Annotated in this window: 12 protein-coding genes; all 12 read right to left on the bottom strand. The window is 29.1% G+C overall.

Annotation, left to right across the window (positions count from 1 at the left end):
* Window positions 1-122 precede the first annotated feature (122 nt).
* The 12 genes from Tmeso_RS09650 to Tmeso_RS09590 all read right to left on the bottom strand — a co-directional run bounded on the left by Tmeso_RS09650 (window position 123) and on the right by Tmeso_RS09590 (window position 11,869).
* Window positions 123-632, bottom strand: a complete 510-nt coding sequence (locus tag Tmeso_RS09650) for a hypothetical protein (RefSeq protein WP_099190622.1) — start codon at window positions 630-632, stop codon at window positions 123-125.
* Window positions 633-1,301: 669 nt separating this feature from the next.
* Window positions 1,302-2,213, bottom strand: coding sequence for a hypothetical protein (locus tag Tmeso_RS09640; protein WP_145993149.1), 912 nt, complete (start codon window positions 2,211-2,213; stop codon window positions 1,302-1,304).
* A gap of 82 nt (window positions 2,214-2,295) precedes the next feature.
* Entirely contained in the window at window positions 2,296-2,706 is a 411-nt protein-coding gene (hepT, locus tag Tmeso_RS09635) for a type VII toxin-antitoxin system HepT family RNase toxin (protein ID WP_099190632.1), read from the bottom strand.
* Window positions 2,699-3,106, bottom strand: a complete 408-nt coding sequence (gene mntA / locus Tmeso_RS09630) for a type VII toxin-antitoxin system MntA family adenylyltransferase antitoxin (protein WP_099190618.1) — start codon at window positions 3,104-3,106, stop codon at window positions 2,699-2,701. Before mntA ends, hepT begins: the two co-directional genes overlap by 8 nt.
* 43 nt (window positions 3,107-3,149) lie before the next feature.
* Window positions 3,150-3,542: a nucleotidyltransferase substrate binding protein gene (locus tag Tmeso_RS09625; protein WP_187296297.1), complete on the bottom strand. Its 393-nt coding sequence runs from the start codon at window positions 3,540-3,542 to the stop codon at window positions 3,150-3,152.
* Window positions 3,517-3,819 carry a nucleotidyltransferase domain-containing protein gene (locus Tmeso_RS09620; RefSeq protein WP_242967906.1) on the bottom strand — a complete coding sequence of 101 codons (303 nt, stop codon included), beginning with the start codon at window positions 3,817-3,819 and terminating at the stop codon, window positions 3,517-3,519. The genes Tmeso_RS09625 and Tmeso_RS09620 overlap by 26 nt, the downstream gene beginning before the upstream one ends.
* Window positions 3,820-4,021: 202 nt before the next feature.
* Window positions 4,022-6,007, bottom strand: a complete 1,986-nt coding sequence (locus tag Tmeso_RS09615) for a bifunctional metallophosphatase/5'-nucleotidase (protein WP_099190612.1) — start codon at window positions 6,005-6,007, stop codon at window positions 4,022-4,024.
* Window positions 6,008-6,295: 288 nt separating this feature from the next.
* Window positions 6,296-6,778 carry a VanZ family protein gene (locus Tmeso_RS09610; RefSeq protein ID WP_099190610.1) on the bottom strand — a complete coding sequence of 161 codons (483 nt, stop codon included), beginning with the start codon at window positions 6,776-6,778 and terminating at the stop codon, window positions 6,296-6,298.
* A 48-nt stretch (window positions 6,779-6,826) separates the two neighbouring features.
* A complete protein-coding gene (gene galU / locus Tmeso_RS09605) occupies window positions 6,827-7,741 on the bottom strand; it encodes a UTP--glucose-1-phosphate uridylyltransferase GalU (protein WP_099190608.1) in 915 nt (304 codons plus the stop codon).
* 55 nt (window positions 7,742-7,796) lie between these two features.
* Window positions 7,797-8,822 (bottom strand): GDP-mannose 4,6-dehydratase, encoded by a 1,026-nt coding sequence (locus Tmeso_RS09600; RefSeq protein ID WP_099190606.1) that lies wholly within the window; start codon window positions 8,820-8,822, stop codon window positions 7,797-7,799.
* A gap of 90 nt (window positions 8,823-8,912) precedes the next feature.
* Entirely contained in the window at window positions 8,913-10,277 is a 1,365-nt protein-coding gene (locus Tmeso_RS09595) for a UDP-glucose dehydrogenase family protein (protein WP_099190604.1), read from the bottom strand.
* A 95-nt stretch (window positions 10,278-10,372) separates the two neighbouring features.
* The gene (locus Tmeso_RS09590) at window positions 10,373-11,869 is read right to left on the bottom strand and encodes a lipopolysaccharide biosynthesis protein (protein ID WP_099190601.1); all 1,497 of its coding nucleotides are present in this window, start codon (window positions 11,867-11,869) and stop codon (window positions 10,373-10,375) included.
* Between the last annotated feature and the right edge of the window lie 45 nt (window positions 11,870-11,914).

The following is an 11,914-nucleotide window of genomic DNA, read 5'->3' as shown; positions in this document are numbered from 1 at the left end:
TGTTAGCTAAGTTTACTATTTGTTGCTTAAATTCATCTGTATATCTTTTATGTTTATTAGACATGATATCTCCTCCGATTTTATTTAATTAATATTATCATGTCCGAGTATTTATTGTCTAATTAAGTGTAGCCTATCCAATTCTTTGCTTCTACACTTGTTGGAACTGCTTTTAAATACTCATTCAATCTGTCTATAGCCTCTTTTTCATTTCCTAATTCAAATTCATCCTTGATTTCCTGGAATATATTCTCTTCAATGCTACTCAATGTCTTTGAAGTTTCTCCATATCTTTTTTTATCATTTTTAGATATCCTAGAAAAGAATGTTATTGCTTTTTGATATTCACCTGCATCGAAAAACTCCATAGCCTTTTTATAATTTTCCTTAGATTCCATTAGCTCTATTGCTAAATCCCTTTTATCTGCAATAACCTTATTATATTTCTTACTAAGTATATTTTCATACATTATAATTCCATCTTTGTACTTTTCCATAGAAACTAAAGCATCTGCTTGTTCTAATGCCTTCGTTTTTTTAAATGTACTCACTCCATAACTCCCAAGTGTTCCTGCAAGAACTAAAAAAATAATAGCTGTAACCAAAATAAAAATTTTTTTCTTTTTTTGCATATATACAACCCCTTTATGTCCAACAATGATTAGACTTTTATTTTTATACAACTCAACTTATTGAATTACAACAATATATTTTGTATAAATGGTTTATTCTACATATTATTTAAAATTCCTCCTTAAATATGCTTTTTTTTACAACATATAATATATGCCGTTATTTATATGAGTTGGTTTGATTTTTAATCCTAATAATGATTATATATTCTTTCAAAAATATAACTACCATAAATATATTAATCAAAAAAGCATAACAATCTAGAGTCTATACACATACTTATAACTTAGTAATTCCAACACTTATATAACTATCAGAATATAAAAATAGTACAAATTTCTGTGTATAACTAAAAAAATAAAACAAAATTATTTGATAATTCTAATATTAAGACAAGATTATGTTGATAACTTAAATAATGATACACAATAATGTTGATATCTTGTTTATATTTAAAATTTTGAGACAAACATTGTTTATTATTTTTCTGTATAAAAAAACAACCTAAAGAATCTCACTTTTTTAGGTTGTTCTCATATTATCCAACAATATAAAGATACATATGTAATGTACTATCTACTGCTTTTTATAAAGCATTCATGTACTCATCTCTATCTTCTATTTTAATTACACAAATAGGATATCCACTTCTCATTAATATCAGATATCTATACACTCTCTTTAGTCAAAGTCTTTAAATAAGCATTAAAGTGCATAATCGGATCTGAGAACTGTCTTAACTTAGATGCAAGTTGATCTAATATATGTGATATTTTTTTATAACTATATCTACAAAGATTGCTTAATATAACACCTATATTACTCTCTACATCTACTTCTTTTTTGCTTACAATATATTTATTTAATTCTTCTACATATAAAGCTTTCTTTCTATCTAAAAGAAGCTTATCTATATCCTTTGAATATATAAGACTTATTATATCTTCTCCCTTTTCACTATGCTCATGATTTTCTTTAAAATTAGCAGTCATATCTTCTAACATAAACTCACTTAAAAGATATTCTTCTTTATAATTTGTCCTACATACAGTTTGATTATGAAAAAAAGAAAAATCAAAAAAACACTTAATACTCTCAAGAGTATTATGAACATAAGAAAAACAAATTCCAAATAAATCAACCATCTTATTTATATTAACTGTGAAATACTTTATCTTATTAAGCTTTCTAATCTGGCCAATCAAATAAAGCGCAACTCTTTTTTGTAACTTGCCAAGCTTTTTAAATTCCATGCTAAAACAAAACATAGGTATAACTACAATCCCTTTAGAGCCTTTCTTAAAGCCAGATTTATATCCTTTTATCTCTATATCCCCTTCTTCATTTATAAATAAAAGATTCTCTTTTATAAATTTATTAACAGCTCTATATCCTGTAGCTCTAGAAGATGTATAAATATCTATCTTATTTATAACTGAGTTCATACTCTTTTCTTTTATAACTCCATTGCTATCACATATCCTACATAAGTTAATATAATAATCTATCTGCTTAGATGTGAAGCTTCCATTTATTAAAGTTCTTAAATTTTCATACGGTATAAGTGGCAAATTTCTCATAACAAAACCCCCATATATAAATCTCATATCTATATATGGAGGCTGAATGTATAAATGGACATGCTTATTATTAAAATTTTCTTTATATAAATTTCCTATTAATAACATACACAAAGTCCTCAAAATCCTTCAAATGATTTTCCACAATCTGTCTCAAAACTTCTAAATTTAACTTTTGATAGTTATGAACAGCTATATTTCTAAATCCAATCATTGCTTTTAGTTTTTTTAACATTTCATCATCAATTATATTATTAGTATTAAGCACCTCAAAGGCATCTCTACTATTTTGAGGTATTCCCAATTTTTTATTAGAAACAATATGCATGGATATATCAATAGTTGCCTCTACTGCCCTTTGTATATTTAATACTATAGAGTCCTGTTTAGTATAATCTTCTAAATTATTAGGATTATTATCATAAACTTCTCTAATTCGAATCAGACATCTCTCTATAATACTGATCTTATTATATAAAACATCGTTAACCATATATTTTACCATCCTTTTTTATAGAATCCAAAATATCCTTTCTCTCCTCATTTAACTTTACATAATCTTTAAATATTCTAACATTATAATTCTCCATAAAATCTTTATCCTTACAGTATAAAACTTCCCTTGTCCCTACAATCTGAGCAGCGAATACAGTACTAGCTTTTTTTAGATTTATAATCTGAACATCCCTTTTCACTTCAAAAGCTAAATCATTGGCAATTATAAAAGTATCATATCCACTTACATTCTCATCACTATAAATAGCTAAGTCAATATCACTATCTTCTCGCCCCTCCCCCTTCGCAAAAGAGCCGAAAAGATAGATGAATTTAAGTTCTAATCTCTCTTTTAAAAAATTAACTATTATAGTTTTATCTTCTTTAGATAAATACATCCCCCATGTCTCCTTATCCTACCTGCAATTATCAGGTATTATTTTACACTACCCCTTCCATAGTCTCTACTAATTTTTTTAACTGAGGTATATAATCCTTTAGAATACTTTCACTTATTTCTATAGCTGTTTTTTCACTATAGATATGAGAAGTTAAATTTCTACTTCTTAACATATTAATCCATACCATTTCCTCATTTATTAACCTTTCGGCATAGGCAGCTTTTAACACAGATTTTGGTGAATTTATGTCGTTTATACCTTGATCTTCTAGATATACTTTTAGAAACTTCCATGTCAATTCAAATGTAAACTCAAATCTTTGTATAAGAGCATCTCTAAAAATATCTGAGTCTAATGTTTCTTTATTATCAAGTTCACATAACTTTTTCAAAGCTCTTGAAGTATTTTCATACTTTTGTAGAATTCGATCCATATATAACCACCCCATCTCTATTAATATTTTCAATAAGTTTTTCATCGGTTTCCTCATCTATAACTACAATATCAAATTGTAATAATGTATCTATGTCTTCAATATCAAGCCAAAATTTAGCTTCATTTATAAAAGGATATTTTTCGGTATAAACAGCAATATCAATATCGCTTCTTTCATTATTATCATTCCTTGCTCTTGAGCCAAACAAAACTACTTTTTTTATCTCCGGATATTCAACTACTATTTTTCTTATTTCTTGATATATTTTATCCATATCCATCAACTCCTTTAAAGTTTATTCTGATATGTATTTATTTTAGAATTAATTCCTTATTTGTATTATATCTTAATTTTTATTATAAAACTATCTTCTCTTACTGATAGACCTACCCTATTAACAATTGGATTATCCTTATCATAAATCTGAAGAATATATACAAAAAATAAAGACCTGCCATGGGCAGGTCTAAATAATACTATTTATATCTTTTATCTAAAGCTCCATCTATACTTGAAGTATAATCATCATTATTAAGTGCTCTTATAAGTTCAGCTTCTATATGAGCTGCTTTTTTCTCATCTTCAGTCTTTGCATTTTCATATATTTGTTTTTGCTCTTTAATTTTAGATATATACTCTTCATCACTAAGATTAATTTTACCTTTTACATTAATAGACGCTGTATTAGTATATTTTTTATCTTCTGTTTTAGGAATCTCTATTATTCCTTCATTAACAAATCTTTTAACAACTTCTCTTTCTTTAGAGTTTTTATCTAAACCTATTATTTCCCAATTATTATTTAATTTAGGCTCAATTACACCATTTTTAACTTCCTTAATATATTTTATAGAAAGATTTCTTATAGTTCCTGCTTCTTCTCCAAAAGCAGTTTTTGAATCCCAAAGAACAGGGAAGCTTCTTCCTTCTAATGGTCCACCTTCTCTTATTAAGCTAGCCATTCTATACGAGTTCATACCTAACTTTATTTTAGTATCATTCTCTATATTAGTTCCATTTGCTAACTTTAAACCTACTATTCTATTTCCCTTTTCCTTAGTTAAATCTATCTTATATGTAACTCCACCAAATATATCATTAGTACTATACTTTGAAGCTCTTCTCTTCGGATTAAAGCTAACAGTAACGTCACCTTCTTTTAAAGTATTAAAGTAATCTGCTGACCACTCCATATAATCCTTTAAATCCTTGCCTGTAACTTCATAAACAGTAACTTCTCCACCAGTATACTGATAATTATAAGCTATATCCTTTTTCTTAATATCTCCCATATCAAGCTTAGCCTTATCATTGTCTATACTTATTGCTACAGCATCAGCCTTACTATAATAAAGCTCAACCTCATGAAAGAAATTAACAAGTGGTGTAGGTTCAACTTGAACAGTTGGAATACCTTTTATCTCATCCTTCTCAACCATATTCATTCCTTTTAGCTGACCTATAACCTCATTAGCATTTTCTCTAAGTATATTGTGAAATTTCTCGAATTTTTTCTCCAAATCCTTATTAGAAGGATATTTCTTAACATTTACAGTTCCAGCTTTTTTGTCTACTAATTTAACTCCATCATTACCTTTTTCAAAAGTCAAATCAACCTTTGATATATCCATACCATATTTATATGGCTCTGTAATTAAAACTTTATTTACAGTATTACTACTTACATTCTTATGCATATGACCTGCTATTATAACATCTAGCTCTGGACAAGCATTAGCCATATCAATAACACCTGTTCCTGAAATATTATTTTCGTTAGCTTCTCCCATATGCATAACACCAACTAGAACATCAACTTTTCCTTTAAGCTCATCTATTATCTTTTTAGTTTCATCAATTGGTTGCTTAACAACTAAACCATTTAAATGATCAGTATCATCTTCAAACTCAACTATCATAGGAGTAGTCATACCTATAATACCAACCTTTACTCCATCTTTTTCAATTATCTTGTATCCATCTAAATATCTTGAACCATCTTCCTTATAAATATTTCCTGCAAGAGCAGTTCCTTTGAACTTAGATATTGTTTTATCTAAAATATCAGTTCCAAAGTTAAACTCATGATTACCCATTGTCCAAGTATCATAACCCATCTCATTCATACCTATAACCATAGGATTTTCATCATAACTATTAAATGTCTCTACGAAGTTATCCTGAATAGAATCTCCACAATCAACCAATATAGTGTTAGGATTTTCTTTCTTTAATTCCTGAACAGCACTATATATTTGAGTTAAACTTCCTGATTTATTTTCTGTATCAGAAGCATAATCCCACGGCATGAATCTACCATGCACATCAGAAGTACCTAGTATAGTTATACTAATGTTTTCCTTTTCATTAGCATTAGATACCCCATACAAAGGTGTCATAGTAGTTATAAATACAAAGCTCAAAATCAAGCTTGTAAGCTTTTTCAAAATTCTTTTATTCATTAATAACCCTCCCAGTTAAGATTTATATTTCATACCGTATAATAACATATTAACTAAAAATTGTATATATTTAAAAACAATTTGGTATATACCCAAAATAAATGGCATTAAAATACCCCTAATGTTGTAACTATTTTTAATAAAACTAAGTATTACATCTTATTGAATATCCTAAAAGTTCTAAACTCACTACGTTCAGACAACGAACTTTCTTAACGTATATTCAAACGCTGTAATCCAAGTTTTATACAAAAATAGTTAAATCATTCGCTAACATTTTAATGCCATTTATTTTGTAACCTTCATTACCTTTTTCTTTATTCTGCTAAACCCTAAATACACCAAAATTCCAACACAGGCCCCAGCACTATCAATCCATACATCCTTAATCTGAGGCCCTCTACCTGGAACAAACATTTGATGCACTTCATCACTTATTGCATATAGGACACAAATTAATATAGCTAAACCTATGCTCTTATAACCATATATCTTTCTCCTTCTAATAGCATTAATAACAAATATACCAAGTGCAAGATAAGCAAAGAAATGAGCATTCTTTCTAACAATATGATTGAACTTCTTTATATCAAAATCCGCCTTAGGAGCAACCTTCTCTACTGTTTCTATAACTATCTTTGTTACTCCCTTACTTAATTTGTTAGACTCCTGAGCTACTTGTGATGATAGATTAAAAATAAGTGCCATCCAAAGTATGGCTACTATACAAGATAGGATTGTTATAAGTTTCTTTCTATTTAATAGTTTCATTAAAACCTCCATATAATTTCCCATGAAAAAAGTCCTTAAAAAACTTTTTTAAAGACTTTCTGTAATCGCAACCTCATCAAAAGCAATATCTTTTCTTTCCTTCTCAGTAACATTTAAAAGATAATTTAAAAAGCCATCTCTTAAATTTTCTCTTTTTAAAGCAAAATCAACAGTAGCTTCTAAGAATCCTAATTTATCACCTACATCATATCTTCTACCTTCAAAATTATAAGCATACATAGCTTCTTTTTTAGAGAGTTCTTTAAGTCCGTCTGTAAGCTGAATCTCTCCACCTTTTCCTGCAGGTAAATTCTCTAATATTTCAAATATAGTAGGACTTATTATATATCTTCCAAGTATAGCGATATTAGAAGGAGCTTCCTCTGGATCTGGTTTTTCAACAAGATCCTTAACCTTGTAAACTCTATCTTCTATATGCTTTCCTCCAACTATTCCATACTTATTCGTATTTTCTTTAGCAACTTCTTGAACTCCAAGAATTGTAGTTCTGTACTCTTCATAAGCATCCATAAGCTGCTTAAGACAAGGAGTATCAGCATCAACAATATCATCCCCAAGCATAACAGCAAAAGGCTCATTTCCTATAAAATGCTTAGCACAAGATATAGCATGTCCAAGTCCTTTAGGTTCTTTTTGTCTTATATAGTGAATATTTATCATATTCGATATGTTCTTTACTATATCAAGAAGTTCTTTTTTACCCTTTTCTTCAAGTGCAAGTTCTAATTCTACAGACTTATCAAAATGATCCTCTATGGACTTTTTGTTACGGCCTGTAATTATAAGTATTTCTTCTATACCAGACTCAACAGCTTCTTCAATTATATATTGAAGTGTAGGTCTGTCCACTATAGGAAGCATCTCTTTTGGTTGAGCTTTTGTAGCTGGTAAGAAGCGAGTTCCCAAGCCTGCCGCTGGGATTATGGCTTTACGTACTTTCATAATTTGTTCCCCCATTTTTCTCAATTAATAATCTATTATAAATATTTACTATTACTTATTTCACACCATAATACTTAACATACCAGTCAGCAAAATTCTGTAATCCTTCCTCTATACTAGTTGAAGGTTTAAACCCTACTGCTTTTTGTAGTTTATCAGTAGAAGCATATGTTGCAGGCACATCTCCTGCCTTTAATGGTTCAAATATTTTTTTAAATTCTACATTTCTTCCTAATGCCTTACTTAAACATTTCTCTAATGTTGTTATAAATGTCATTAGCTTTTCAGGACTATTATTCCCTATGTTAAATACTTTATGAAGAACTTCATCTACAGATGGATTACTTAGAAGTCTTTCAATTCCTTCTACTATATCATCTACATATGTAAAATCTCTGTATAAATCATTTTCAAAATCACCATTGTTAAATATCTTAATACTTTTTCCTTTAAAATACTTATCAGTAAATCCAAAATAAGCCATATCTGGTCTTCCCATAGGTCCATAAACTGTAAAGAATCTTAATCCTGTAGCTGGAATATTATAAAGATGGCTATAAGTATGGGCCATCAATTCATTAGATTTCTTAGTAGCTGCATATAATGATACTGGATTGTCTACAAAATCTGTTTCTTCAAAAGGTACTTTTTTATTAGAACCATATACTGAACTTGAAGATGCATAAACAAGGTGGTCTACAGGATTATATCTACAAGCTTCAAGGATATTAAAAAAACCTACGATATTACTTCCTATATACACATCTGGATTTTCAATAGAATATCTTACACCAGCTTGTGCTGCTAAGTTTACTACAACATTAGGTTTATACTCTTCAAAGATTTCCATTATCATAGCCTTATCTGAGATGTCTCCTTTGATAAATGTAAAATTCTCAAAAGGCTTAAGTTTATCTAATCTTGCATACTTAAGATTTACATCATAATAATCATTTATATTATCAATACCAATTACTTTGCAGCCTTTTTCTAAAAGCTTCTTTGATAAGTAAAATCCAATAAAACCTGCTGCTCCAGTAACTAAATATATTTTAGTTGTATCTAATGTTTTGTAACTCATAGTTTTTCCTCCTTAAAAAGATGAGTACTATTCTTTTTATAGAATAATACTCTACTTCTTTTATGTCTAACAATTATAAACATTTATGAATTAATTCTTAGTTGCCGCCACTTCATCAATCGCATTAGGAATTGGCATGTACGGTCTTCCAATAGAATAATACTCTACTCCTTCTGCTTTCATATCTTCAACATTATATAAGTTTCTTCCGTCATATACTAAAGGTGTTTTCATAAGCTTCTTATAATCCTCAGGAGATACCGCTTTGATTTCACCCCACTCAGTAAATATAAAGCAAATATTAGCACCTTCTAAAGCGCGTTCAGCATTTTCAACATACTTTATAGAACCTTGTCCTATTTTTCCTTCTGGATATACTTTTCTAAAGTTATCCTTACCAGCTGGATCATAAGCATAAATCTCTGCTCCAGCTTCTAATAACAAGGGTACATTTTCAAGAGATGGTGCTTCTCTTAAGTCATCTGTTCCTGGTTTAAATGTAAGTCCAAGAACTGCTACTTTTAAACCATTAAAAGTAATTAGACGTCTGCAAGCCTTATTATATAACATAGTTTTTTGATCTTTATTTACATCAATTGCAGCTTTAATAGTTCTAAGTTCATAACCATTTTGTCTTGCAAGATATTCAAGAGCCTTTGTATCTTTAGGAAAACATGAACCACCATAACCAATACCAGAGTTTAAGAACTTACTTCCAATACGCTCATCATAACTCATACCTTTAGCTACATCTTGAACATTAGCTCTAACAAGCTCACAAAGATTAGCTATATCATTCATATATGATATTTTAAGGGCAAGGAAATCATTTGATGCATACTTAATCATCTCTGCTGATCTTCTATTTACAGATACTATTGGAAGATTAAAAGGCTCATATATCTTCATAAGCATTTCTTCTGCCCATCTGCTTTCAGTTCCAATTATTATTCTTGCAGCCTGAAGTGTATCATGCACTGCAGTACCTTGTGCTAAGAACTCTGGATTTGATGCTACTTCTACTTTAACATCATTAACTAAAAAATCTTTTATAAATTGCTCCACCTTATCATTAGTTCCAACTGGTACTGTTGATTTTACTACTACAAGACAATCTTTTTCTACATTTTCAGCTATCTGTCTTGCAACTGTTGCTATATAGCTTAAGTTTGCAGAACCATCTGGCTGTTCTGGAGTTCCAACTCCTATAAATACAGCATCAGCATCTCTATAAGCTGATTTATAATCTGTAGTATAATGAAGTCTACCAGCTGCATAATTCTTTTGCATTAAACCTTCCAAATCCGCTTCATAAATTGGTGAAACTCCACTCTCCATTAACTTAACTTTCTTTTCATCAATATCTACACAGGTAACATGATGACCTACTTCAGCAAAACAAACTCCTGCCACAAGACCTACATAACCTGTCCCTGCTACTGCTATTTTGTACATTTATTTTTCCCCCTAACGCTAATACCATATTTTAATCCATCAGAATATTCAAATAAGTTAATATGAGATACCCAATCTTATCATATAGATAAAATCTAGTTTTCTTTGTAATAAACTGACGTATATTTACTTTTTAACAATTTTGACTTTAACTTTCCTACTATTCCATTCATCTCTTCACGCATATTTGGGAATAAACACAGCATCCCAAAATAAAACAAAGAACATATTATTATTGATGTAAAACTCCATAGTAATCCTTTACTTATTTGTTGTAGTAAAAGACCCAACACTCCCATAGTAAATGCCGAAACTACTATTGGCATAACATTTTTAAGTATTTTGCCTACCGGAAATTTAATTGCAACTTTCATCATAATAAAATGAACTAATACAAATTGCATACGTATCCAAGACCTAGCATAAACTAAACATAAAAATCCATATTTTGAACTTATTATGCAAACGGGAACAAGAAAAACTAAATGCAACACCTGAGCTATGAATGAAACTTTTGGTCTTCCTTTAGCCCTATATACTTCGCTACAAAGATCACCTAAAATTATCTTTATTCCACTTGTCAAAGCCCATACTCCTATTATCCTACTTGCTTCCATCCACTTGTTTCCTAATATTATTTTTGTAGCTAAATCTCTATATAAATATACTCCTATACATAGAGGCAACAAAACAGTTGCAATAAGTCTTTGAGTTTTAAAATACATCATATTGAATTTTTCAGTATCATCTTGAAATCGCGACAAAGCAGAAAAAAATACTGGTAATATTGCTGATGTTATTAATGACATAAGCATATTTACCATACCTGTTGATGTTTTATATAATCCTAAATAATATTGATTAAAAAAACTTCCGATAATAAATACATCTGCCCATACACTAAGCCAAATTGAAATAGCTTCAATTAATGACCAAATACTAAATGATATCATTTCTTTTAATATTTCTATTTTATAAAATAAGCTCGGTTTCCACTTTGATTTTATAGTCATTATGACTGCATTTAAAAATTGCATAACTATACTCCCAATAATAAGAGCCCAATAACTTAATCCTAAAAGAGCTAGTGGTATTGTAATAAGAAAAGGTATACAAACAGATATCATTCGAATTAAAAAAAGAGTTTTAAAATCAAAATTTCGTCTATAAAGAGCCATCTGTATACTTGAAAAAGATGTAAATACTAGTTGTACACAAGCTATAGCGATTACATTACCTAACCCTGGGTTACCAACCAATGTAGCAATCTTCTCACGAAATATTATTATAATTACCCATAAAAAAATTGATATTAAAAAGTTTGTCCAAAATGCTACATTAGCATTTTTTAATTTTTCATCCTCATTCTTAAATTGATGCTGTACTAAATATTTTTGAAATCCTGCATCCGTAAACATATCTACGAAACTCATAATCATAGTTACTGTTGCAACCACTCCAAATGCTTCTGGTAAAATTATTCTAGCCAAAGTCATATTTGTAATAGGACTTACTAATTTTGCAACTATCTCTGTAATAATTGACCACTTAGCTGCATTTGTAAATTTATTTTGAACTTTATTTTCTTTCACTATCTTAATTTCTCCTCATATAATAAGATTATAAATAATAATCAT

This window comes from Tepidibacter mesophilus (assembly GCF_002724055.1).
Lineage (GTDB): Bacteria > Bacillota > Clostridia > Peptostreptococcales > Peptostreptococcaceae > Tepidibacter_A > Tepidibacter_A mesophilus.
This window is presented reverse-complemented; position numbering and strand designations above follow the sequence as displayed.